This window comes from Proteus sp. G2675 (assembly GCF_963886535.1).
Lineage (GTDB): Bacteria > Pseudomonadota > Gammaproteobacteria > Enterobacterales > Enterobacteriaceae > Proteus > Proteus mirabilis.
In genome coordinates this window covers 165605-191640 of sequence record NZ_CAWPCB010000035.1, presented here as the reverse complement: position 1 = coordinate 191640, position 26036 = coordinate 165605, and the positions used below count along the sequence as shown (strand labels likewise).

Genomic DNA, 26036 nt, shown 5'->3' with positions numbered 1-26036 from the left:
GAGTAAATATGAATATTCTACTTATTAACGGTGGACAAAAATTTGGGCATTCTGCAGGACAATTAAACCGTACATTACATGATATCGCTCTGGCACATTTGGCGACATTAGGGCATCAGGTAAAAGAAACACAAATTGAAGAAGGCTATGATATCAACGAAGAGATAGAGAAATTTATCTGGGCTGATACTATTATTTATCAGATGCCGGGCTGGTGGATGATGATGCCATGGAAAGTGAAAAAGTATATGGATGAAGTTTATACTTATGGTCACGGCAAACTATATGAAAACGATGGACGTACTCGTCATGATCCAAGCAAACAATATGGTAGCGGGGGATTGTTGCAAGGTAAGCAATATATGATCTCCGTGACTTGGAATGCCCCTATTGAAGCTTTCAATGAATTTGGTAATTTCTTTGATGGGCGAGGGGTTGATGGTGTCTATTTTGCTTTTCATAAATCACAACAATTTCTTGGTTTATCTCAGCTGCCTACTTTTATGACCAACAACGTCATTAAAGAGCCTAATATTGAGAAAGATATTGTAGAATATAAAGCACATCTAACCAAAGTCTTTGGCTAAAAATTAAACGGCTCAAAAGGAGTGTTATATGCGCTATATCATTATCTTTTTGAGCCTCATTTTATATGGATTTAATCTTATGGCTTATTCAGAACAAACGCTGGTATTTATCCGTCATGGTGAAAAGCCTGATAATGATAGCGGACAATTAAGTTGTCAGGGATTAAATCGTGCGCTAGCACTACCTAATCGATTGATAACACAATTTGGTCAGCCTGATGCGTTATTTGCTGCAGCACCAAAACAAAATAAACTTGGAAATTCATTACGCTCTCTTCAAACTTTAACACCTCTTGCGGTGAAAACATCACTGCCAATCCATTTAAATTACCATGCCAAAGAGATAGACCCATTACGTAATAAACTGCTGAGTGAAGAATATCAGAATTCAGTCATTTTTATTGCTTGGGAGCATGATAATTTAGTTAAAGTAGTAAGGGATATTATGGCGCAATTTGGTGGTGATCCAAAAGCTATTCCTAAATGGGAAAGTGGTGATTTTGATAGTATCTATATATTAAAAATAATCAAAGAAGCAGATAAGAAAAAAGTGCTCTTTGAGCAACAGCATCAACAGCTAAATGATGTGCCTAAACAGTGTCCTTAGGCTGAAAAATGCAATATAGCATTGTCATATATATTAAAATAAGCTCGATTAATCATTTCCATATGGTTTAATTTATTGCTACCTATTTTATTTTTTATTCAAAAACTATTCTTTTATTATCTGTTTATTACCATTGTTAGGTTTATTTTAAGTAAAAATACTTAAAATCCTAATTGCCGTGTTGGTTTACTTCCCTGTTTAGTTTACTCGATAAAGTATCCTGTTGATCATTGTGAAGTAATATTGTTATTTATCATTTGAATGATTTTAAATATATCCGATAATTAAAATGTTCTAATTTTTATTACTAGGTAATAATACGAATATTTTTACTTTATTCATATAATAGATAACTATTTTGTTATCAGTTATAGCCATTGAATAAAGTGGGGACACTATATTAAGCAACCAGAGGTAATATGTTACTACAAACCATTTTAGCAGCGCTGGGCCCTATTATCTTAGGGCTTTTAGTTGGCTGGCTTTCCGGTAAATATGGATTTATTAAAAGAGAGTATTCACAAGCCTTTGCTGATTTTGTCGTTAAAATTGCTCTGCCTTTTTCACTCTTTTTAGCGGCAACCCAAGCTTCTCCGTCGGTTTTCTTTAATATCGACTATCTATTAGCTCTCGCGGTAGGATTAATTGTTTCTTATCTTATTGGTTTTTTAGGCGGCAAGTTCTTTTTTAAACATGATAAAAAGAACTCAGCAATGCAGGCATTATCGGTTTCATTTCCTGATATGGCTTATTGTGGACCACCAGTATTACTGGCAACAGTCGGCTCATCTGGTTTGATTGCTATGGTGGTGGGAAATTTGATCTACACGGTAATTATTTTACCTTTTACTATCATGATCATTAGTGGTGCCAAACAAGGAAAAAGCATTTTACAGTCATTGCTTAATGCTATCTCTCAGCCATTAGTTTTCCTGCCTATTTTGGGGGCTATGCTAGCTATTTTCGGCGTTAAGCTACCAGAGATTTTACAAAACTCAGTGAATGAAATAGGGAAAACATCTGGTGGTGTAGCATTATTTTTCTTAGGACTATTAATTTCAGGGCTCAAACTCAAAGTTAATACTGAAATTGTTTTTAATGTGATAATAAAGAATGTTGTACAAGGGGCATTAATTTTAGGAACGGGATTTGCACTTGGATTAGAAACTGAATTATTAAAAGCCGTCTTTCTAATTGGTGTATTGCCTACTGCAACAGCGGTGCCTGCTTTAGCTATTACAAATAAGGCCTATGCTGATATGGCAACGGGCACTGTATTATTAAGTACGCTATGTTCATTACTTTCTATTATTGGTGGTATCACTATTGTAGAAATGATGTAATTTTTCTAAGTATATTTACTTGGAAAAGGGTAATTAATAATAACGATGCAAATAAAAAATAAAACAGACCTTTAATTTCCGGTCTGTTTTATTTTTATCGGTAAGATATAACTAAGGGGTTTCTAATTTTAATATCTTAGCCGTTGATGCACGAATATTACGACAAGCATCGGCATCTATTTTGAGATCAATACCATAAGTTGGAATAATCGTTTTAAGACGATCTTCCCAACCCTCATTTTCAAGTTGCTGTTTAAAGCAAGATTTAATGATATTGATGGCAATAAATGCTGCTGTAGAAGCGCCAGGTGATGCCCCCAATAACACTGAAAATGATTTATCTGCGCTACTAATTAGCTCAGTACCAAACTCTAATACGCCATGATGTTTAGCTGCGGGTTTAATAATCTGCACTCGTTGACCTGCAACAGCTTCTTGCCAATCCTCATGTTGAGCCTGAGGATAGAACTGTTTAAGCATTTCAAATTGATGTGCTGACGTTTGTAATACTTGACCAATTAAATATTCAGTTAATGACCAGTTATCTTTCGCGACATCTAGCATAGGTTCAATATTGCTGGGGCGAATTGACTCAAATAAATCTAAATAGGAGCCGTGTTTTAAAAATTTACTTGAAAATCCAGCATAAGGGCCAAAGAGTAGGGAGCGTTTACCTGCAATAATACGAGTATCAAGATGGGGGACAGACATCGGTGGTGAGCCTACATCTGCTTTTCCATAAACTTTGGCATGATGGCGAGAGCTGATTTTATCTTCATCACAACGTAGCCAAATACCACTAACAGGGAAACCACCGTAGCCTTTACCTTCTGGAATACCTGATTTTTGGAGTAAATCGATAGCGCGTCCACCGGCACCAACAAATACATATTTAGCTGTAATGAGGTATTTATCATGGGTGGTGAGATCTTTAACTTCGATATTCCAACCACCAGTCTCATTTCTTTTGATATCAATAACATCATGTTTATAGTGCAACTCAAAATTATCTTGTTGAGAAAGTTGCTTAACTAATAGATGTGTTAATGCGCCATAATCGACATCAGTACCAGTAGCTACTCGGGTGACAGCAAGCTGTTGATTCGGATCACGCCCTTCCATAATTAATGGCGCCCAATCTTCAATTTGCTGTTTGTCTTCACTGTATTGCATATTTTCATAACAGTGATTGGCAGACATTTGGCGATAGCGTTGATGAAGGAATTTAACGTTATCTGCACCCCAAACAAAACTCATATGAGGGCAAGCATGAATAAAATCACGCGGATCGGCAATTTTTCCTTTTGTTACTAAATAAGACCATAATTGGCGCGATAAATCGAACTCGGTGTTCACTTCTAACGCTTTACTGATATTAACGGTGCCGTCAGGATTTGGTGGCGTATAATTTAGCTCACAGTTAGCAGCATGTCCTGTTCCCGCGTTATTCCATGAGTTAGAGCTTTCTTGACCACAATCATTAAGTCTTTCAAACATTGCGACTTTTAAATTAGGCTCTAGTTCTTTCAGAAGTGTGCCAAGTGTTGCACTCATAATGCCAGCACCAATGAGCGCGACATCTACATGTTCACTAATAGTTTTATTCATACAGACCCCAATTACTTAGTTGTTTTGGTAGGTTTAAAACATAATCCTGCATCTTCTTTGTAAACAACATAAGCTCGTCGCCAAGGTTCATCATCCATAAGACGCCATTTATGACCAGTGCCACTGTTATCTTGCGCTAACAACACATCACCGGGTTTAATGATAAAAGTTGAGCCATCTTTTGTTTCAAACTCTAATGTTCCTGATAACGTAATAACATAACGAGGAACGGGATCTTGATGCCAATCATATGAACCACCTGAAGTTGTTTCTCTAAACGATAACTCTGAAACAGCAATTGGCAAACTTTCACTATCGCCTCGTGAACTATCCTTAAATTCGATGATACCTTCTTCAAATAAAGAGTTACCATCTTCTCCGGTCCATAAGCGAACACATCGTATCATTTCGTCAAACTCCTTTAATATTTTGATACTTAAAATTTGATATTAGTTTAGTATAGATAACTTTCTTATTATTTCTTCCAATCACTATCACAATTAGGCGTTTTTATTACTAAAATAATCGTAGCAGTAATTAAATAATATAGTTGATTATTATAGCTATTTAGTCTCTAACTTTAAGGGGAAGGTTTATTTTTATTGATGTGATATATAGATATGTTTGTGTTTTGTTTTTATTGAAAATAATTCGCTAAAAGATATTTTTTAAAGTTAATTATTTTTGGTTGTTGTGTCATATTTTAAGTATTAATACTGATAATTTATATTAATAAAAATAGTTAGAGTGCAGAGTTTGGATTAACGAAAATAGAGATATTTCCTCACGCTTTTGACGAAAGAGGGGGATTCTTTTTTTGTTATCGTTATAGTAATTACTCTCTTATTGGCATGTGATTAAGTTTAGCTGAAGGGTTGATTGGCGGTTTTTAGGTATCAGCACGATCAGTACACAGCATTATAGATAAGTTGATAACACAAGATAATCACAATAAAAATTAACATATATTATATTGTGATTATCAATGATTTTGAAATTTAGACACCAAAGTTAAAAGTAAAAACAGCTTCACCTATATAATCAATTCTATCAGTTAAATCGATATTGTTTTGTGCCAATTTTTTTCTTGATAAAATATACGCATACCTACTTTCGTTATAAGCTCCTATTTGTATTTTTGCATTAAACACTTTTCCAGCTATAAGTTTTAAATTGTTTTTATCAACCTGGGCTTGAGGTTCACTAGTTAACGCTGTTAAGGTATCTTTAAAAATAGTTGCAGACGATCCAGTCCAAATCTTATCAGCCACTCTTCCTAAATAAGCTCGTTTATTATCAACTTTGATATCAATGACATCAATTATATATCCACCAATCTCTTGTTCTGTATTTTTTGCATTAACTAATCCAAAAACGCTAATTTTCGCTGAATCTGTTGAACTTGTTTTATAAGTATCTGATACCTTAAGTGTTAAATAATTGCTTGCGTCACAGGATATTTTGATATTGGCACTCTTAGCTCCTAGTGCGTAATTTTCCTCAGCAGGAATAAAAGAGGGGGATATTACACCATAATCAATAATAATATCATTATCACCAGCATTAACGGTGCAAGTAGGGGGAGTAATATCACCGTTTATTTTTAAGTTAGCGCCTGGTGGAGTAGCTAATGCTGGTGTTGACATTACAATCAGCGTAGCAAGACTAAATAGCAATTTTTTCATATAGCCATTCCTTTTTATAAATTTAAAAATATAAATAATACTCTATAATACACAATCTATAATTTTATTTAATTACAAATTGATATATTTTTAATTTATCTAATTAAGATATTCTTAAAGTGATTGTTATTTTATATTTATTCTATTTTTAAACTGTAGCTATCCAATTATCATAGATATTACTAAAGATAAAAATAATTTTTATCTTTTTTAGAGTAAGTGTAGAGTAATTTTAAAAATTAAATTGTTATTTTTTTGATGATGGTAAGTTAATTATTTATTAATATTTGTTCTTTATAGATAACTCTATTTATATTTGTAGACGAACCATGATTAAGGACTATTCGAGTATCGCTTTCAACCATAAAAGTAGATATTTTATCTTGATTTGCAGCTACACCATTTCTATTACTCAGTCTGCGGTCTTCATATCGGTAAATAAGGTACTGCCTTGCGACTGGTGGCTGTCGGTGTGGGTTTCGCTTTTCGACGGTTGGCATTAGTGCGCAGTTGTAAGGTAAAAAGCTAGACAGCTAAAGAAGAAGAAGGGGGTAAAACCAGACAATATACAGTGGGTTACTTACCGAACAGGGGGGTAACCTAACCCTAGCCCACAACTCACTATTATCGGTAAGTGGCTGAAGGGATGAGATAAATACAAAAGATCCTAGTATTGAACTAGGATCTTTTCATTGACCCTAATTCACTTAATATTATCTGGATTTATATATAAATATCTATCATCTAACTCAAGATTTAGCTTATTTACAATACCAATGATCTGCTTATACTCATCACTGGTTATTACGACATCATAGTCAGCTATGTGATCGCATAACGTTTCAAAAGCTAAAATACTTTCTGAGTGGTCTATATATTCTAAGTCAAAATCAACAATATCAGGCGCCAAACGCCCTTTCAGATTTTCACCTAAACGTCTAATATCTTGATTAATGTCCATAACAATCGCTGACCTCTATTAGTTTTTTATTGAGGACTAACAAAATCCCTTGGCTACCCAAGCTGCTGAATAATACGACACAACGAGGGCTGATTATAGAGTGGAGTATTGAATGTCAATCAATTTTTATAACAAATCTAAATAAATTAATATAAAAATATAAATAAAAGAATAGCAATTATATTGATTTTAATTTTTACTATTGTGCTATATTTATATAAAAAGAATGAGCTTTAAAAGGAATATTATGTCTCGTAAAATTAAAAATATACTTATCTCCATTTTTTTAGTATTTATGGCCTTGGGGTTTTATCTCAATAAAAATCAAATCCAACCACAGTCAAAGCCAAATGGTTATAGCTATTATCAAAAGGTGACTATAAAGAGGCGTTTAATTATTTTACACAATATGCGGAAAGTGATCCGCAAGCAGCATTTAGTTTAGCAATGATGTATTGGGATGGCATAGGGGTTGATAAAAATGCCTTAGCTTCACAAAAATGGTTAATAAAATCAGCAAACTTACAAAATAGAAATGCACTTTATAATTTAGGATATTTACGTAACAAAGGATTAATCCAAAGTCCTACTGATGATGCTCAAGGATTAACGTCATTAACTAAAGCTGCTGATTTAGGCTCTTCAATAGCGAAAGATTTTTTACATGACCTTAATTTTCCAGTGATTTATTATGATCAAAAAGAATATACGCTACTCCCTATTTATGGTGAGCAATCTTGGTCTGAAAAAAAAGAACACTTGAAGAATTAGAAAAATTAGCAGAAGAAGGCAATAAAGAAGCTGTATATCAATATTTAGAGAATAAGGATTCAGTAAAACAATCAAAAAAGACTAAAAATATGATACGTCCTTTTATTGAAGAAAAAGATCCTAAAATGATGTATTTAAAATATAAGTTAATAAGTCAAGATATTAACTTACTTTTTGATTCAGCATATTTGAACTATCCTGAGGCAACATATCTTCTGTATCAAATCTACAAGGGTGATAAGAAAAACTATCCCCTTCAAGAAAATTCTTTTTTAGCTAATATATATTTAAAAAAATCTGCTGATTTAGCGCATCATGATGGACTAATTAAAATAATAGAGCAATTAAATAATAGTGATACATTATCATCAAATTATTTTAGAAACTTGCTTGAAAAATATATTAATACATTATTATTGAAATATCCAAACTCTCCACAAGCCATGCTAGCGCTCGCTAATGTCTATTTAAAACCAAATAGTAGTTTTTATAATTTTGAAAAAGCACTTAAGCTGGTAGAGAGATCATATAATATACAGCCATCTCCTGAAAGCAAATTATTGGCTAAATTATATTCTAATAGTGATGGCGTTCATCAGAATATTAGAAAAGCAGTTAGTTTTCTGCAAGAAAACATAACTAGTGATAAATTGACAGGTAAAAGCCAAAGAGAATTAGTAAAAATATATTTTGATTTTGGTGCTTCTGATTATCTTAAAAAAGAAGAGATTGTGAATATTTTAAGAGAGAGTGTAATTAAAAATAAATCAGCTGGTACATTTAATCAAAACTATAGCTTAGCTCATTTTTATGCAGATCTTCTTTTAGAAGAAGATGTCGCCAATAATGAAGAATATGCTTTTTCATTATATCAAAAAGCACGAGGTTATGCCTATGAAGCTACTTTTCATCAAGCAATTGCGACTATTAAATATAAAAATATAATAGATGATCAAGCTCTTATTAATATTGTTTCAGAATTGAAAGATGATTTAGAAAGCAGAAGGTTGACAGAAAAAAAACGACAGGAAGGATATAGTATTCTTTTCCGATATGGAATGGATTCACAGTATGTAATTGATTTTATTGTGGAACGTTCGCTATATGATGATAAAATAAGAAAGGCTATTCAACCATTATTAAGTCAAAATACAAATCTTGCATTTCAATATACAATAAAGAATATAATACATGAGAACTCAGCTAACAATATTAATGAAGATAATTTAAAAAAATATTATAAGGATATATTTAAATTAGCTGAAATAGGTTCTATTGATGCAATTAAATTTATTATTACAAAAGAGTATAAAGATAAGAGTGCTGGTGATGAAATTTATCAAGACTATTCTTTTGATAAGTTAACTAATATCACTATTAAGGAACGTTTGGCTTGGCGAAAAAAATGTGCAGATTTAGGTGATTTTATTTGCTTAAAAGAATTAGCTATAATTTATCGAGACGGTAAAGAGGGGGTTAGAAAGAACATTGCGAAAGCATCTGAATATGAACGACGTATTAGCATCAATTCGTCTCACTTTGAGCTGGAATCAGAAAAATATGAAATAGATAGAAGATGGAAGGAAAAAAGAGATAATACACTTGATTATTTACTAAACCAAAAAGAGAGTAGTAAACAACAACTAGAATTAGCAAGATTTTATAGTATTGAAGATAGTGGAAGAAGTTTAATTTATGCCAAAAAAGCATATGATTTAGGAAATAAAGAAGCGGCTGAGTTAATTTATTGGTACTATATGCAAAATATCTGTGAAGATAAAGATAATATCAATAAAGCAGACTACTATCTTAAAGAATGGCTAACAACAGGAGAAGAACCTAGTAAATACAGCTCTTCTAATGAATACAAATATTCTAGTATTAGTATCATTGCTGATTATTATTTAGAGTCACCGTGTTTAGTTGAACGAAACCTTGATAAGGCTATTGAGTGGTATCAATTATCGTTAGATTATCCATATGAAATAAATGATTTTTTGTATTCTGAATTAAATAATATGTATACTAATGCACCAAAATACATAAGTAAGGATCCTTTCGTGAATGTGTATTTATCTACACTAAAAAATCATAACGATTATATTTTAGATATGAATATTCGATTAGGAAAAATGAATTTTGCAATATCTTCTTTTGACAAACTTTATGAAGCACTTCTACTCAAAGGTGATGTGAAAGAAGCATATTATTATGGTTTACTATTAAATTATGATGTGAATAATGTCGCTATGTTTTATTCTTTATCTGACATTGAGCGTAAAAATATTGAATATCGTGTTGCTGATTATTTAAAAGAAATACAAAAATAATTTTATGTTATATGAGAAGTCCTTAATTATATTAAATTTTGAGGGGTTCTTATTGATAGCAAAAGATAATCACAATATAAATTTTAATTATATTGTGATTATCAATTACTTTAAAATTAGACACCAAAATTAAAAGTGAGAACAGCCTCCCCGATAAAATCTAAACCATTAGATAAATCTATTCCTTTTTTACTTAATTCATCTCTAGATAAAATAAAGGTTTGAGTAGGATTACTTTCAATTCCCTGTCTGAAATTTGCTTGGAAAATTTCACCTGAAATTAGAGCCAGAGAGCCTTTATCAACCGATTCTGTCTGTTGTTTTGATGTCCAACCATTGGTTGGCCCTTTATATAGGACATTATAGTAGTTAGTCCCTGTGATAGCAGCATCGTTTGCTCGTGAAATATACGCAGGTTTGCCATCAACAGTCACATTATCCCATACAAAATAAGCTGCTCCAACCGCAGTTTCAGGATTTGCTTTATCTACTAAATGAAATCAGTCTGACGTATTATTAACGCTTAATTCTGTATTATCATAAGTATCAGACGCAACAAAGGTTAAATATGTTTTTGCATCACATTCAACTGTAACTGTATTTTGAACCATACTGGCAGGATAAGAATAAATTTTCGATTGAGGGATAAGTGTTGGGCTTATGACTCCGTAATCGAAAATTACATCACTTTGTGTTGCTCCATTAATAGTACAAGTTGGGGGCTTAATATCACCGTTGATTTTTAAGTTAGCTACAGGGGATTTAGCCAACACTGGCGTAGATATTATCGCCAGCATAGTAAGGCTAAGTAATAATTTTTTCATATCATTATTCCTTTTTAGAGGATAAATAACAAAGCAATATTATATAATACACCTTTTGTTTATTTATTTAATGATATCTGAATATATTTTTAATATATCTAATTTAGACTTTCTTAAACTGAGTTTATTTTAATGTCTAATATTATCTAAAAGTGATAATTAAAAATAGACCTTTTATATCGCTAATAGCTATTTTATTTTTTTTCAAGTGCATTTGTGTGCAGATTATTGTCAGAGCAATCAAGCTATAAGGTGAGAATACGTGAAATGGAATAAGCATAGAAAGTGAAAAAAGAACGCAGGAGAAAATCTTAAAATGATGTTTGTTAACAGTTATTGAAAATATTATCTTACTAAAAATAGCGGGAATGATTCTTTTTTAGAATGCTTTTCTTTACTTTGTTTTTATTTTAGTTTTTATATGGAATAATGATTTTTATTCTTATTGTTAGAGATAAAAATCAATAATAATCATATAATAAATAATATATAGATGGTTCTATCTGTCATTATGCTTGGTGGTGAAAATTGAAAACGATAACTATTAAAATCAGTCTTTTTGTTTTGTCACTGTTTTTCCCTCTCCTAACAAAAGCACTTGTTATTCCAGATAATGGAATGGGGTATATAGGTGAATTAACGCCTCCTCAATCATATATGTCACTTCGTAGTAGTGGTAATTACTATGGAGCGGCTGTAGGTGTTAATAATGTTGTAGATTATTGTAGTAAAAACAGTGCGCAATGGCAGAATTTTTTATTCCCATTCCCAGGAAGTCAAGAGGGGGAGTACGGATTAAAATTATATAATAAAAACGTAAGTGAAGAGGAAAATAGGGAAAATTATTTAGTTGCAGCTATCAATGGAATAGTATCTATCGATGCGTTGTATTATCAGAATGGATTACCTTCCCCGACAAGAATTACCCTGCGTCGAGGAAAAGAAATTTCTAGAACAGAGGAATATTCTAATCAATTTGTCTATCGTCACCCAATGTGCTGGTATGGTAATTTATCACGTGTAAGTAATACTAGCTTGAGAATAAGCTCTTATTCTATTTATGCAGTAGGCCATGTTAAACCCGGTATTTACGATTTTGTAGCTCCAATATATTTTACTACAGCTCAAACAGCAACCTCAGGCGGGGCTAATCCAGATCTATCTTCAGTTCCTTTTTCATTTGGTAATGGTCCTATTCACGTCTTAAAAACATGTAATGTTTCTCCTGCTAGCTCAACAAATATACAATTTGCCGCTCAACTAGCACAAAATTTTAAGTCAGCCAAGTTACTTGAGCAAAGTGTCGCTAGTATGCTTGTCTCTTGCCCTCATTCAGGAAATATGTACGTGACATTAAAACCCTATAATGAGCTAGTCAATGCAAGTAAAACGGGGATGACAATGTCTCCCAATATCCCTTTGAAAGATAAAGAAGTCGCACCTTATATCACGGTATCTGATGTAGCTAAAAAAATAACTAATGCAGTATGTAATAACAATTCTGCCGAGGCCTTAGAGTTTTATGCAGGACAATCTTTGGGAAAATATAATGGGGGAACTGTTTATAAGTCATTATCATTCAACCTTTGTGCCAATGGAAATATACCTACGAATACTTATAAAGGAAGTATTGATGTATCGTTCCTGATTGAATGATGTACTAATTTGATATTCAGAACATTGATAGCGCGCTAAGTACTGTTAAGTACTGTTAAATTTTTAACGTAAAAGATAATCACAATATAAAAATTAATGATATTGTGATTATCAATTACTTTAAAATTAGACACCAAAGTTAAAAGTGAGAACAGCTTCTCCCATAAAATCTAAACCATTAGATAAATCTATTCCTTTTTTACTTAATTCATCTCTAGATAAAATAAAAGTACTCATTGTCATTCCTTGTCTAAAACTTGCTTGGAAAATTTCACCTGAAATTAGAGCCAGGGCGTTTTTATCAACGCTTGTTTGTTTTTCTGATGTCCAACCATTGGTTGGCCCTTTGTATAGGGCGTTATTGTAGCTGGTTCCTGTAATAGACACATCGTTTGCTCGTGAAATATACGCAGGTTTGCTATCGACAGTCACATTATCCCATGCGAAGAATGCCGCACCAACCGCGGTTTCAGGATTTGCTTTATCAACTAAATGAAACCAGCCTGATGTATTATTAACACTTAATTCTGTATCAGCATAAGTGTCAGATGCAGTAAATGTTAAATATGTTTTTGCATCACATTCAATCGTAACTGTATTTTGAACTCCAATGTCAGAATAAGAGTAGACAGTCGATTGAGGGATAAGTGTTGGGCTTATGACTCCGTAATCAAAAATAACATCACGCTGTGTCGCCCCATTAATAGTACAAGTTGGTGGCTTAATATCACCATTGATTTTTAAGTTAGCTACAGGAGCTTTAGCCAATACCGGCGTTGATATTACACTCAGCATAGCAAGACTGAGTAATACTTTTTTCATATCATTATTCCTTTATTCTTTTTTAGAGGATAAATAACAAAGCAATATTATATATTACACCTTTTGTTTATTTATTTAATGATAATTGAATATATTTTTAATATATCTAATTTAGACTTTCTTAAACTGATTATATTTTAATATTAGATGTTATCTAAAAAAGATAATTTAAAATGGAGTTTTAATTTTAATTTTAATTTTAATTTTTAATAGATATGTAATGTTTATATTTAATGGTTGAAATTTATAATGCAATACTCTTATTTAGAGTGTTTTGTGTTTCAATATAAAAACGATAAGATAATAAACGCATTAAAACGCTTCACTCCAATTGCTGGGGGAGTTAGTCGAGTCCAATTATCCAATGGTTTCGATAGATGTCTAAAAATTATTATCTTTCCCTAGCCACCGACACCTTAGCCAGTTCTAGATTACTAGCCAAGCAGTTAGAAAATATTGGGGATGATGCGTTTAAACTAGCACAATTGCTGGCATCCGATAAAACAGCTATAGTAGCAGAACAAGGTCTGTTTGCATTAAAAGATTTAGCTAAATAGATATAAATATATAACCATTTGGGGCATTTAATCTTAAATTTTTTAGCTACATCATCTACAATTTCGGCTTATTTAATACCGTTACGAGGGATCGTATTCGCTAATGTTCTACCGTCAACATACTGTAGTTCTCGAACAAGTAGATGTAGAATTTCTTCATCTGATTTATTATAGTTTTTAGCGTTCAGCAACACACTTTTTACTTTATCTGACATTGATAAACCAAACTTTCCAGTATTGGTTATGTAATTAATCAGTAAATCGATGCCATTTTAGAGTTTGAAATAATAGTTCTTATTGTTTTCACGAAAGGTTATGGCAATAAATAGGTCGATAGTTCGAACTATAAATAATTAATTTAGGGAAATAAATTAAGGTTTTTATGGAATACCAATTCAAATCATACAGTAAAGGTAGCAAGAAAAAATCATTACCTTCTTACATCTTTGTTATCCTGTACTGCTCTTGGTTAGCTTATCTATTTTTGTCGCTTTATTTAGGCGATAACATTGTATTATTTGAATGGCTTCCTAAATGGACGATTATTATTATTTTTGCTATTTTCACAGGGATTATTGGGGGAATATGGCACCCTTTCTTTCGCCCATCAAAGTATGTTATCAGTGATTATTATTGGGGGGCTTTTCTTGGCCTTATGATAATTATTCCAACTTTTAATGTGCTTGCTTATTTATCATTAGACCAAACAATTCACTACCAAACACAATATCATATCGTCTCGCCAGGGCCTGAACGTCTTAAAGCCCCTCAATGTGAATATGGTATACGGATAAAAGAAATTTATACCGGGGAATGGGTTTTTTGGTGTATTAGAGATCCAAAATCGAAAACCAAGGAAAATACGGGAACCGTATGGGTTACAGCAAAAACAGGGCCTATTGGTGCAGATATTGTTGATTATCAGTTTTACCCTCCTAACGCTCAGCAATAAATATGGGGTATCTAGGTTGATATAATTTAGCTTTTACCACCCAAACCAACCTGATTTTATGAGATAATCTTAACCAAACCTATTTTGTATATATTATCGGCAGTTAGCGTAAAAATAACCGACGCTAACTTAGCGCTTGCCGATAATAACTGATAAAAAAGAGAATCTATCGACATGGCTAAATCACCCGCGAAGAAAACAACCAAAGGCTTTGAAGAAACCCTTTGGGATACTGCTAATCAACTGCGTGGCAGTGTTGAATCTTCTGAGTATAAGCATGTGGTACTAAGTTTGGTGTTCCTGAAATTTATCAGTGATAAATTCGAAGCCAAACGCAGCCAATTAATCAAAAATGGTCAGGAAGCTTTTGTTGATATGGATGTTTTCTATCAACAAGATAACGTTTTCTTTTTGCCACAAGTATCCCGTTGGTCTTACGTCCAAGAGCGTGCGAAACAAGACGATATCGCGGTGATTATTGACACTGCATTATCCACCATCGAAAAAAGTAACGCATCATTGACGGGTGCATTACCAGATAACTATTTTTCCCGCCAAGGGCTAGAGCCGAAAAAGCTCGCTTCACTTATCGACAGCATTGAAAACATCAATACCCTCGCCACGGAATGTGGGGTAGGGGAAGAAGATCTAGTTGGTCGCGTTTATGAATATTTCTTAGGGCGTTTTGCCGCCAGCGAAGGTAAAGGTGGGGGCGAGTTCTATACGCCAAAATCGGTAGTTACATTACTTGCTGAAATGCTCGAACCTTATCAAGGCAAAGTATATGACCCGTGCTGTGGCTCCGGCGGTATGTTTGTGCAGTCACTAAAGTTTGTCGAAAGCCACCAAGGGAAAAGCAAAGATATTGCAATTTACGGGCAGGAACTGACTAGCACCACCTATAAACTGGCGAAAATGAACTTGGCGGTAAGGGGGCTAACAGGCAATTTAGGGGAGCGCCCTGCGGATACCTTTTTTGCCGACCAACACCCTGATCTAAAAGCCGATTTTATTATGGCGAATCCGCCGTTTAACTTAAAAGATTGGCGCAATGAAGCCGAACTGACTAATGATCCGCGTTTTGCCGGCTTCCGCACGCCACCGACGGGCAACGCTAACTATGCGTGGATCTTACATATGCTGTCTAAGCTGAGTGAAGATGGTGTTGCGGGGTTTGTGTTAGCCAACGGTTCGATGAGTTCGAATACCAGCGGTGAGGGTGAAATTCGCCAAAAACTTATCGAAGATGATCGTATTGAGTGCATGATTGCACTACCCGGTCAGCTCTTTTTTACCACACAAATCCCTGTTTGCTTGTGGTTTATCAGTAAAAGTAAACAAGCCAGCGCCAAATATGGTTATCGTGATCGCCAAGGGGAAACCTTGTTTATCGATGCCCGTCACCTTGGCACTATGATTAGCCGTACCCAAAAAGAGCTTACCGCAGAGGATATCGCCACTATCGCTGATACCTTCCATGCGTGGCGCAGTAGTGAAAGTGAATTGAAACGTCGTATTGCTGCCAAAGAAATCGGTATTGAGCAGTATCAAGATAAGGCAGGCTTTTGCAAAGTAGCTACCCTTGATGATATCAAGGCCAATGATTTTGTGTTAACGCCGGGGCGTTATGTGGGCGCTGCGGAGGTTAAAGATGATGGTGTGGCATTTGAAACCAAGATGCAGGAACTGACCCAAACCCTTTATCGCCAGATGGATGAAGCGGCAAATTTGGATAAGGCTATCCGTAAAAATATGGAGGCGTTGGGTTATGGGGAGTAATAGCTGGCGGGAAGTAAAACTATCTGATTTAGGTGAGGTTGCACGAGGTCGTTCAAGACATCGACCTAGATATGCTGAACACCTATATGGGGGAGAATATCCTTTTATCCAGACAGGAGATATAAAAGCTTCTGAAGGTCGTATTTCTTCTCATGAGCAGACATACTCTGAGGCTGGTTTGGCTCAAAGCCGTCTTTGGCCAGCAGGTACAATGTGTATAACAATCGCAGCGAACATAGCAGAGACGGGAGTTCTACAGTATCCCGCATGTTTTCCTGATAGTGTTATTGGTTTTATTGCTGATAAAAATAAAGCAGATGTCTACTATATTGAGTATGTATTTAGAAAGTTAAGGAAAGATATTCAGCGGCAAGCAACTGGCTCTGTTCAAGATAATATTAATCTCCAGACTTTTGAACGATTGAAGTTTAAAGTACCTCATGTTGAAGAACAGCATAGAATTGCCAACTTTCTTAACCATTTTGATAAAAAAATTACCCTCAACCGCCAAATCAACCAAACTCTAGAACAAATGGCGCAAACTCTATTTAAATCATGGTTTGTGGATTTTGATCCTGTGGTTGATAACGCGCTAGATGCCGGTTTTTTTGAGCAGGATTTAGGCTTTTCTGAAGAATTACTGCATCGAGTTGAAGTGCGTAAAACGGTGCGTAAAAGTGATAATTTTAAACCGTTATCAGAGAATATTCGGCGGTTATTTCCTAATGCGTTTGAAGAATGTGTAGAGTCTGCATTAGGGCTTGGGGGATGGATGCCAAAGGGGTGGGTGTATAAGGCTGCGGAAAACATTGCAAATGTATCGATAGGAAAAACACCACCACGTAAAGAAAGTGAATGGTTTAGTGAACAAAAAGAAAGTAATATTACGTGGGTTTCTATCAGGGATATGGGGGAATTTGGTACTTATACAGGAAGTAGTCGCGAGTATTTAACTGCAAATGCAGTAAAAAAATTCAATATAAAACTAGTACCAAAAGGTTCTATTTTACTGAGCTTTAAATTAACTCTAGGTAGAGTAGCTATTGCAAGTGAAGAACTTACAACTAATGAAGCGATAGCTCATTTTGTTGAACCTAAGCATGATATTAGTGCTTCATATTTATATTGTTACCTGACTAGCTTTGATTTCAATTCATTGGGAAGCACATCTTCGATCGCAACTGCTGTCAATTCAAAAATTATTAAAAATATGCCAATACTAGTGCCGACAAAAAGTATTTTGAATTGTTTCAAAACAAAGGTCGAGCCACTATTTAGAAAAATGAAATTAATAGATGATGAAATTGTTACACTAACCAAACTCCGCGACACGCTTCTCCCCAAACTGATATCCGGCGAATTATCTCTTAGTGATATAAAAACAGACATTACAGAAGAAATCTTAATCTAAATTATTCGACCGCTTCACATTTTTCTTATTGTGAGGCGGTTTTTGTTATCGAATCAATTAAACTATCTTAATTAAAACAATTCGCTAAAAATAAAAAAGAAGCCACTGATATGAGTCATATCTTCACTGAAGCCAAATTGGAACAGGCGATAATAGAACTGTTAGGACAACATACAAACAATGCTGGGCAAACCTGCTATCCGCATTATCTCGGCATTACTATTCCTCGCAAAAACAACAGTGAAGTATTGATAGTGGATGATTTGCGCCAGTATCTTGCTAAACAGTATCAAGCAGATGGCATCACCGACGGTGAGATCACTAAGATTGTACAGCAGTTGCAATCTCTCCCTGCGAGTGATCTCTACCAAAGCAACAAAACCTTCTGCCATTGGCTCAGTAACGGCTTTTTACTTAAGCGTGAAGATCGCAACCAAAAAGACCTATATATCGAACTTATCGATACTCAAACCTTGCCCGACCAATTAGTAAAATTATTTGCAGGGGAAGAAGTGCTATCCGTAGCAGATAATAATCGCTATCGGCTAGTTAATCAGTTAGAAATAGAAGGTCAGGCGCGAGACGGCGGGGTGCAACTGCGCATCCCTGATGCGATTTTATACGTCAATGGGCTACCGCTGGTGGTCTTTGAATTCAAATCGGCAGTGCGTGAGGAAGAGGCAACGCTATTTGATGCATGGACACAGCTTTGTGTGCGTTATCGTCGCGATATTCCCAAGTTATTTGTCTATAACGCCTTGTGTATCTTGAGCGATGGCGTGAATAACAAGATGGGTAACCTGTTTGCTCCTTATGAATTCTACTACGCATGGCGTAAAATTAACGGCAACGAATCAACGGAAAAGCAAGGCATCAACGGCCTGTACACCTTAATTGAAGGGTTATTCCATCCCGCTCGTTTATTGGACGTACTAAAAAACTTTGTTTTCTTCCCAGATACCAGTAAGCATGAAGTGAAAGTGTGCTGCCGCTACCCACAGTATTACGCGGCTCGTAAGCTCTATTACAACATTGAGAAAGAGCGTAAACAGATCACTGCGGATGGTGAAAATATCGGTGGTAGTGGTAAAGGGGGCACCTACTTTGGCGCCACAGGGTGTGGTAAAAGCTACACCATGCAGTTTTTAGCGCGTCTATTGATGAAAAGCGTCGATTTTGCCAGCCCAACGATTATTTTAATCACTGATCGCACCGATCTTGATGAACAGTTGGCAAAACAGTTTTGCAATGCAAAGGCCTTTATTGGCGATGAAATTATTGTGCCTGTCACCAGTCGCCAAGATTTACGTGATAAGCTAGCAGGGCGTGCTAGTGGCGGGGTATTCCTCACCACTATTCATAAATTTACTGAAGATATCCAACTGCTTTCTGAGCGCAGTAATATTATCTGTATCTCAGATGAAGCTCACCGTAGCCAATCAAATCTCGACCAAAAAATTATCATCAACCAAGAAGACGGTACGATTAAAAAGACCTACGGCTTTGCCAAATATCTACATGATTCACTGCCGAATGCTACTTACGTCGGTTTTACCGGAACGCCTATTGACGCCACCTTAGATGTCTTCGGGGAAACTATCGATAGCTACACCATGACTGAATCGGTGAATGATGAAATCACCGTGCGCATTGTGTACGAAGGGCGTGCGGCTAAAATTGCCCTTGATAACAGCAAACTGGATGAGATCGAACGTTATTATCAAGAATGTGAAGCCCAAGGCACTAGCGAATATCAGATAGAAGAAAGCAAAAAAGCCATGGCGAACATGAACTCTATTTTGGGTGATCCTGATCGTATTGATGCGCTAGCAAAAGATTTTGCGCAACATTATGAAAAACGTGTAGAAGAAGGCTCAACCATCAAAGGGAAAGCGATGGTGGTTTGTGCTAGCCGTGATATTGCTTATGCGTTTTATCAGAGCCTAAAATTACAACGGCCAGAGTGGTTTGAAGCGAAACAAGCAATTGACGGTGTGGAACTCACCGAACAAGAGAAAAGCGAGTTAATGCCTTTACCAATGGTCAATATGGTGATGACTCGTGGGAAAGATGATCATGAGGCGATGTACAACTTACTGGGAACAAAAGACTACCGCAGAGAGTTAGATAAACAGTTTAAGAACCCGAAATCCAACTTTAAAATCGCCATTGTGGTGGATATGTGGCTGACGGGCTTTGATGTGCCTGAGCTAGATACCATCTATATCGATAAGCCGCTGCAAAAGCATAACCTTATTCAAACCATTTCTCGAGTGAATCGTCGTTTTGAGGGGAAAGAGAAGGGGCTGGTTGTTGACTATATCGGGATTAAAAGCCGTATGAATATGGCGCTGGCGATGTATTCTAAAGCCGATAAATCTAACTTTGAAGATGTTCAGCAATCCATTGTAGAAGTCCGTAATCACCTCAATTTGCTTTCACAGGTATTTCATCAATTCGATAGTCGCGATTACTTTTCAGGCTCGCCAACACGGCAATTAGACTGCCTTAATCGGGCGGCTGAGTTTGTCCTGCAAACCAAGAAAGTTGAACTGCGCTTTATGGGCTTAGTAAAGCGGTTGAAAGCCGCTTATGATATTTGCGTGGGCAGTGAAGATATCACCCAAGATGAACGTGAACATATCCATTTTTATTTGGCTGTACGCTCTATAGTCTATAAATTAACCAAAGGTGATGCCCCAGATACGGCGCAGATGAATCAAAAAGTACGTGAGATGATAGCGGAAGCCCTCAAAGCCGAAGGCGTGGAAGAGATCTTCACTTTAGGGGACGAAAAAGCTGAAAATATCGATATTTTTGATGATGAATACATGGCTCGTATCAATAAAATCAAGTTGCCGAATACCAAAATGCAACTGTTGCAAAAGATGCTCCAAAAGGCCATTAGTGATTTCCAAAAGGTCAATCAGCTGCAAGGGATTAACTTCTCCAAACGCTTCCAAGCCTTAGTTGAGCAGTATAACCAACGCAAAGAAAATGATGTGCTCAATGGTGAGGAGTTCGACGATTTCACTGCACAAATGGCGGATATGATTTATGACATCAAGGCAGAAATGATGTCATTTGAGGATATCGGCATCGATATGGAGGAGAAAGCCTTCCTCGATATTTTGCAGCATATGTGCCAGAAATACGATTTCACCTACGATGACGACAAAATGCTGGCACTTGCTAAGGATATGAAACTTATTGTCGATGACAGCACACAATACCCTGATTGGAGCAACAGGGAAGATATTAAAGCGAAGCTGAAAGTTGACTTGATTTTGTTATTACATCGTTATGGTTTCCCTCCAGTGGCGAATGACGAAGTATATAAAAGCGTACTGGAGCAAGCCGAGAACTTTAAGAAATATCAGTTGGGATGATTAGTAATCGCTGAAATATCGAAGGTGACTCTAATTTACTGAATTAACCCCCTAGATGGGAGGAATTGATGGCACAACCGTTTATTCATACCTCTGAGCTTTGCTGGTCACCTCAAGAACTAGGCTTAATGGCCCAAGAGATTGAGTCTTGCTTTTTGCAATACCAAATAAAAGGTGAGGTTGTCGGTTATGATGAAGGCGCAACATTTACCCTCTTTAGAATCGAATTGGGTAGAGGGATAAAAGTCTCTCAAGTGATAGCGTTAGTGCCAGAATTGTGTCGTTCCCTGAGCGTCGTTGATATAAAAGTTATTGATTTTATTGCGGGTACACCTTATATCGGATTAAGAGTGACTAATACCTATCGTCGAGCGGTGTCTTTTGTTGAATGCTTTAATCTATGGAGCGGAATCAATGGGTTATCTACCCTTTCTGTCATGTTAGGTGAAGATATTATAGGAGAACCAATAGGCTGGGATTTGGCTCAAATGCCACATTTACTTATTGCAGGTGTAACGCGCTCAGGCAAGTCCATGTTAATGCATTCCTTGGTAATGAGCATTTTATACAGAAACTCGCCGGATAAAGTTCGCTTTGTGATGTTTGATACAAGCCAGCTTGAACTCAGTTTATACAACGATATACCCCACTTATTGTTTCCTGTTGCCTCTGATTCTATTGAATCAATAAAGCCATTATCGTTTTTAGTCTCTGAATTGCAACGCCGTCAAAAATTATTTAGTGCGTTAAATCAGCGCAATTTGAGTGGTTACAATAAGATAATATCAAATGCAAAAGAGTTAGGTAAGCCTATACCTGATCCTTTCTGGTGCCCTAATGAAAATTATAGTGAGCATCCTTATTTAGACAGTGAGCCTGAAATTGTTGTTTGTGTTGATGATTATGTTCAACTCATTGGCGAGTATAAACAAATAGGAGAGATGTTAGTTCTATTGAGTCAGCAAGGTTATGCGGTTGGCATTCATCTAATACTAACGACTCGTAGCCCTTTATCCACCAGTATCGGTTCACAGCTTCGAATTAATATCGCTACACGTATTGCTCTTTCTGTATCGTCTAGGGCTGATTCTAATTTAATTCTTGGACAGTATGGCGCTGAGTCACTATTTGGTTTGGGTGACATGTTATTTGTATCACCGAGTTTCTCTGAACCTATAAGAATTCAAGGTGCCTATGTGAGTGATTCAGATATTAGGGATGCAGTCGATTATTGTAAACGATGGGGAAGCGTGAGTTATCTTAATCTTTATGATGATGTCCAGAATACAAATATGTCAGCTGAAGAGCTTGACCCATTATTTGCTCAAGTAGTTGAATTTACGGTAGAAAAACAGTGGGTTTCTATTTCAGGTATTCATAGACAATTTCGAATCGGTTATAACAGAGCAGCAAGGATTATAGAGCAGTTAGAATTACAGGGTATCGTTAGTGAACAAAATTGTAATGGCAATCGAGAAGTATTAGCTCCACGGTTTGATAGCTAGTAATGGCTATATCTGTATTGATTCGTCAACCAATCTCCGAGCTTGTTCTAAATTTCTCGGCTTTATTAACTAGTATTCTATTTTTAATATCCCATTGACTCACTCTGCTAATGTATTTTGATAACAGTCATAACTATCTCTCATAGAACATTGAATATTATGTTTTTTATGAATCTCCTGATATTCCGACGAACAATATTGTATCCGTTGATTAGGAAGAAGAACGCAGACAAAAAGAAGAGGAAGTTTAATATAATAAGTAGAGTGTTACACTAAAATATTATCATGTATAAGTTAGGTGTTTTATGAAGATTAGAGAAAATGATTTTTGGGTTTATTTTTCATCTAAAAATGAAAGCAATAGCACAAATAACGACAAAATTGGTAAGTGGATGTATTTTTTTAATGATGCGGAATTCACAGAAAAAATATGTCAAAAAGCAATTTTAAATAGTGTAGTCGAGCATTGTAAATATACGAATAATGCTGAATCTGGAGTTGCGTGTTTTTACTTAAATATTGATGATATTGAAGGGCATAAAAAAGTTATTAAGTTTTTTTTAGATAATAAATTAATTCCCATAAATAAATCAGGTAAATTTAAGAATATATCATTCAAATTAGACATGCAGACAATGAATCGGGAATATGGAGACAAGTTTGAAGGTAAGTTATCATTAGAGCATTTTATTGATTTGAGCTCTGGTATTTTTAAGTGATATAAAATCAGGACACGAATAAGACACCAGAAATGGATAACTGATTGATTATATAACTCGGTCGTCTCCGTCGAGCATCGGTGCTACTCTGTTTTTTTCAATAAATTAACCATTTCTGACATCCGTTTAGATCTGGAATTTAATTCTTTTATTATATCCAAGGCTGTAATTGAAGGGTTGGACTCTATCATTTTTACTACATCATTTATTTCGCTAACTCGCGCTGATAGTTCGACAATAGATGTACGCCTATTATTTTCTTGTAGATCTCCCCACATCTCGTCGGCATCATAGGAGTTGAATTGAATATATGTATTGGGTGGGGCGTGGTAAACATTTTCAACACCACAAGGGAGCCAGTCATCACCAGTAACAATGTCAGCATCAAAAGGTACAGTTTTATCTATTTCTTGTAGCTTCTTAATTAATTCTGATGTTTTCATTTTTCACCCTTGACGATCTTAATAAAAAGGCCCACCGAAGTGAGCCTTTTTGAACTCTAAATAATCCGCGTACGATTTGCGTATGATTTAGAGTCCTATCTGTGTCAGTGTGTAGTCTTGATGATTTCGCTAACTTCTTGTTTTTGAAACCGTTGTCCTATCACTGACCCACCAAATTTGGTGGAGCTGGCGGGAGTTGAACCCGCGTCCGAAATTTCTACATTCTCTTGTGGTGTCTAGGTAAAACAATGACTTGTTATAAATATCAATAAGATAATTAGTGATAACTGGTGCTATTTAGTGCGGGTTTGTGCTCATTTGTGGTTTATGTGGACATATTGTGGACATTATAATGTCATTAAAACAAAAATTGAAAATACAATTATTCGTTTAAGGAAGCTAATGGATTCTTTGTAATTGCATCTTCTAAATGGGTAGGAGCAAAGTGTGCATAGACCATTGTCATTTTGATATCAGAATGACCAAGAATATCTTTTAGCACTAGAATATTCCCTCCTTTCATCATGAAGTGACTAGCGAAAGTGTGGCGTAACACATGAGTGCATTGACCTTCGGGTAGTTCAATACCTGATTTATTTATTATACGTTCAAAATTTTTTCGGCACGGTGTAAATAACTTACCCCTCTTTTTGGGTATTTCCTCATAGAGTTCTTTCGATATGGGAACGGTGCGCACCTTTTTGCTTTTTGTTTTACTAAATGTGATGCGATACGGTGTTACTTGGCTACCTTCTAGATTTTCTGCCTCACTCCATCTAGCTCCTGTTGATAGACAAATTTTTGTGATTATTAAGACGCTTTTATTTCTAGATTCTGCCAGTGCTTCTAGTAAACGCTTAATTTCATTTTGATATAAAAAGGTAACCATTGTTTCATCGACTTTAAATGTAGGAAGCCCCGCAAGAGGATTGGGTAAATCCCAATGCCCTAACTTTTTTAAAGTACCGAAAACAGCTGATAAGTTTCTTTGTTCATGATTTACTGTGACGGGTTTTACTTCCATTAATCTCCCGTTAATATCAGGTATTCTACCTTTTAATCGACCTTCTCGATAAAGACTAAAATCAGATGCTGTTAATTGAGATGCTATTGGATCACCTAATCCTGCACAAATACCATTTAGTTTCGACATCATGCGTTTTGAATCAGTTAATGTTCTCCCGTAGAGGTCATGCCATAAAATTATTAAATCAGATAATCTTCTATTATCTTGTTTCTCTCCAAGCCACGGTTTATCTTCTATTTCTGCAAGAATAAATTTTTCATAAGAAAGGGCTTCACCTTTAGTAGCAAACTTTTTGCGTATGCGCTTACCACTGACACCGTTGGGGCGCAGGTCACAAAGCCACTCTCCAGAATCAAGTTTTCTAATTGTCATTCTATAAATTTTCAATAACAGTTATTACACGGCCTAAAACGGTCAAATCGTCTAAATTGCAATCAAAGGGAACTCCAGAACCAGAAACACGAACTTTTTTAATAGGGATAAGAGTTAATTCCCGTATGCTAATTTTTCCTTCAATATCTACCAACCACTGACCATCAAATATATCGTCAAAGTTTTCTTCTAAAATATAGTAACTATCGCCATCTTTTATACATTTTGCCTTTTGAGGTAGTGGAGCTGTGCTTTTGAGCATTGCTTTATCAAATAAAACATCATCAAACATTAATAGACGTCCATTCACTAAACGCGAACAAGGGATTTTTAGAATGTCTACTTTTTCATTTGTGAAGGTTTTACCTATACCAAAAGCTAACCACTCCAGACTGGCTCCAGTTTCTAATGCACATCGAACAACGATATCAGATGGAAATAAATCTCTTTTATACCTCATCGCCAAACTACTACTTGCTATACCCAAATGTAGTGCTAGAGCTATTTTTGTATCAAAACCGTAAGCTTCAATAACTCTATCTAACACCTCTGATCCACCCTTGGTAAAATCTATTTGTAGACTCAAGTGAATATTCCTCTTGATTTGTAGGTATAAGCGAGTGTATTATTCGCTTATAGCTAGTGTTGAGTGATGCTAACTAGTGCGGACTAGTGAGAATTAAAGGAG

General features: G+C 35.4%; 22 protein-coding genes and 2 pseudogenes. 13 read left to right on the top strand and 11 right to left on the bottom strand.

All coding sequences use genetic code 11. The features are described 5' to 3' along the window. Window positions 1–8 precede the first annotated feature (8 nt). From AACQ49_RS10120 to AACQ49_RS10110, 3 genes are all read left to right on the top strand, one after another. Window positions 9–587, top strand: a complete 579-nt coding sequence (locus AACQ49_RS10120; RefSeq protein ID WP_004243958.1) for an NAD(P)H-dependent oxidoreductase — start codon at window positions 9–11, stop codon at window positions 585–587. Between the two features lie 28 nt (window positions 588–615). Further along, window positions 616–1194 (top strand): hypothetical protein, encoded by a 579-nt coding sequence (locus AACQ49_RS10115; protein ID WP_012368162.1) that lies wholly within the window; start codon window positions 616–618, stop codon window positions 1192–1194. A 419-nt stretch (window positions 1195–1613) separates the two neighbouring features. Beyond that, window positions 1614–2537, top strand: coding sequence for an AEC family transporter (locus tag AACQ49_RS10110; RefSeq protein WP_004243956.1), 924 nt, complete (start codon window positions 1614–1616; stop codon window positions 2535–2537). A 111-nt stretch (window positions 2538–2648) separates the two neighbouring features. Here AACQ49_RS10110 and mqo read toward each other — a convergent pair whose 3' ends face one another. The 4 genes from mqo to AACQ49_RS10090 form a co-directional block, all read right to left on the bottom strand. Next, window positions 2649–4145: a malate dehydrogenase (quinone) gene (gene mqo / locus AACQ49_RS10105; protein ID WP_004250418.1), complete on the bottom strand. Its 1497-nt coding sequence runs from the start codon at window positions 4143–4145 to the stop codon at window positions 2649–2651. Window positions 4146–4156: 11 nt separating this feature from the next. Further along, on the bottom strand, window positions 4157–4552 hold the full coding sequence (locus tag AACQ49_RS10100; protein ID WP_004243954.1) for a cupin domain-containing protein: 396 nt from the start codon (window positions 4550–4552) through the stop codon (window positions 4157–4159). A 591-nt stretch (window positions 4553–5143) separates the two neighbouring features. Then, the gene (locus AACQ49_RS10095; protein WP_036969478.1) at window positions 5144–5830 is read right to left on the bottom strand and encodes a fimbrial protein; all 687 of its coding nucleotides are present in this window, start codon (window positions 5828–5830) and stop codon (window positions 5144–5146) included. Between the two features lie 703 nt (window positions 5831–6533). Continuing rightward, window positions 6534–6791 (bottom strand): MafI family immunity protein, encoded by a 258-nt coding sequence (locus tag AACQ49_RS10090; RefSeq protein ID WP_004248486.1) that lies wholly within the window; start codon window positions 6789–6791, stop codon window positions 6534–6536. A gap of 447 nt (window positions 6792–7238) precedes the next feature. Here AACQ49_RS10090 and AACQ49_RS10085 point away from each other — a divergent pair, with 447 nt between their 5' ends. Further along, entirely contained in the window at window positions 7239–7562 is a 324-nt protein-coding gene (locus AACQ49_RS10085; protein ID WP_237612817.1) for a hypothetical protein, read from the top strand. Between the two features lie 89 nt (window positions 7563–7651). Then, a complete protein-coding gene (locus AACQ49_RS10080; RefSeq protein ID WP_237612816.1) occupies window positions 7652–9892 on the top strand; it encodes a sel1 repeat family protein in 2241 nt (746 codons plus the stop codon). Window positions 9893–10008: 116 nt separating this feature from the next. On the opposite strand, the pseudogene AACQ49_RS10075 reads toward AACQ49_RS10080, so the two are convergent. Beyond that, window positions 10009–10716, bottom strand: a pseudogene (locus AACQ49_RS10075) (fimbrial protein). 528 nt (window positions 10717–11244) lie between these two features. Here AACQ49_RS10075 and AACQ49_RS10070 point away from each other — a divergent pair. Next, entirely contained in the window at window positions 11245–12372 is a 1128-nt protein-coding gene (locus tag AACQ49_RS10070; RefSeq protein ID WP_161779027.1) for a hypothetical protein, read from the top strand. Between the two features lie 126 nt (window positions 12373–12498). Here AACQ49_RS10070 and AACQ49_RS10065 read toward each other — a convergent pair whose 3' ends face one another. Beyond that, complete coding sequence (locus AACQ49_RS10065) at window positions 12499–13194, bottom strand: DUF1120 domain-containing protein (RefSeq protein ID WP_132587741.1); 696 nt, start codon at window positions 13192–13194, stop codon at window positions 12499–12501. A gap of 377 nt (window positions 13195–13571) precedes the next feature. On the opposite strand from AACQ49_RS10065, the gene AACQ49_RS10060 reads away from it, so the two are divergent. Next, window positions 13572–13751: a hypothetical protein gene (locus tag AACQ49_RS10060; protein ID WP_004243943.1), complete on the top strand. Its 180-nt coding sequence runs from the start codon at window positions 13572–13574 to the stop codon at window positions 13749–13751. Window positions 13752–13819: 68 nt separating this feature from the next. Here AACQ49_RS10060 and AACQ49_RS10055 read toward each other — a convergent pair whose 3' ends face one another. Next, the gene (locus AACQ49_RS10055; protein WP_263281902.1) at window positions 13820–13945 is read right to left on the bottom strand and encodes a hypothetical protein; all 126 of its coding nucleotides are present in this window, start codon (window positions 13943–13945) and stop codon (window positions 13820–13822) included. A gap of 188 nt (window positions 13946–14133) precedes the next feature. On the opposite strand from AACQ49_RS10055, the gene AACQ49_RS10050 reads away from it, so the two are divergent. The 5 genes from AACQ49_RS10050 to AACQ49_RS10030 all read left to right on the top strand — a co-directional run bounded on the left by AACQ49_RS10050 (window position 14134) and on the right by AACQ49_RS10030 (window position 22787). Then, complete coding sequence (locus AACQ49_RS10050; protein WP_004243941.1) at window positions 14134–14703, top strand: hypothetical protein; 570 nt, start codon at window positions 14134–14136, stop codon at window positions 14701–14703. 174 nt (window positions 14704–14877) lie between these two features. Further along, window positions 14878–16482 (top strand): type I restriction-modification system subunit M, encoded by a 1605-nt coding sequence (locus tag AACQ49_RS10045; protein WP_049256770.1) that lies wholly within the window; start codon window positions 14878–14880, stop codon window positions 16480–16482. After that, window positions 16472–17893 (top strand): restriction endonuclease subunit S, encoded by a 1422-nt coding sequence (locus tag AACQ49_RS10040; RefSeq protein ID WP_063108449.1) that lies wholly within the window; start codon window positions 16472–16474, stop codon window positions 17891–17893. Before AACQ49_RS10045 ends, AACQ49_RS10040 begins: the two co-directional genes overlap by 11 nt. 110 nt (window positions 17894–18003) lie before the next feature. Further along, window positions 18004–21282, top strand: coding sequence for a type I restriction endonuclease subunit R (locus tag AACQ49_RS10035; RefSeq protein WP_129623469.1), 3279 nt, complete (start codon window positions 18004–18006; stop codon window positions 21280–21282). Between the two features lie 68 nt (window positions 21283–21350). Continuing rightward, window positions 21351–22787, top strand: a complete 1437-nt coding sequence (locus AACQ49_RS10030; protein WP_161779026.1) for a DNA translocase FtsK — start codon at window positions 21351–21353, stop codon at window positions 22785–22787. Window positions 22788–22796: 9 nt separating this feature from the next. Here the strand turns inward: AACQ49_RS10030 and AACQ49_RS10025 are convergent. After that, a pseudogene (locus AACQ49_RS10025) lies at window positions 22797–22991 on the bottom strand (IS3 family transposase); the annotation flags it as partial. Between the two features lie 101 nt (window positions 22992–23092). Here AACQ49_RS10025 and AACQ49_RS10020 point away from each other — a divergent pair. Further along, window positions 23093–23506 carry a hypothetical protein gene (locus AACQ49_RS10020; RefSeq protein ID WP_017627953.1) on the top strand — a complete coding sequence of 138 codons (414 nt, stop codon included), beginning with the start codon at window positions 23093–23095 and terminating at the stop codon, window positions 23504–23506. Window positions 23507–23589: 83 nt separating this feature from the next. Here the strand turns inward: AACQ49_RS10020 and AACQ49_RS10015 are convergent, their stop codons facing one another. The 3 genes from AACQ49_RS10015 to AACQ49_RS10005 form a co-directional block, all read right to left on the bottom strand. Beyond that, complete coding sequence (locus AACQ49_RS10015; protein ID WP_017627954.1) at window positions 23590–23949, bottom strand: hypothetical protein; 360 nt, start codon at window positions 23947–23949, stop codon at window positions 23590–23592. A 382-nt stretch (window positions 23950–24331) separates the two neighbouring features. Continuing rightward, window positions 24332–25348, bottom strand: a complete 1017-nt coding sequence (locus AACQ49_RS10010) for a site-specific integrase (RefSeq protein WP_071233410.1) — start codon at window positions 25346–25348, stop codon at window positions 24332–24334. A 1-nt stretch (window position 25349) separates the two neighbouring features. Then, window positions 25350–25934 carry a phage repressor protein CI gene (locus AACQ49_RS10005; RefSeq protein ID WP_071233409.1) on the bottom strand — a complete coding sequence of 195 codons (585 nt, stop codon included), beginning with the start codon at window positions 25932–25934 and terminating at the stop codon, window positions 25350–25352. Window positions 25935–26036: the final 102 nt, after the last annotated feature.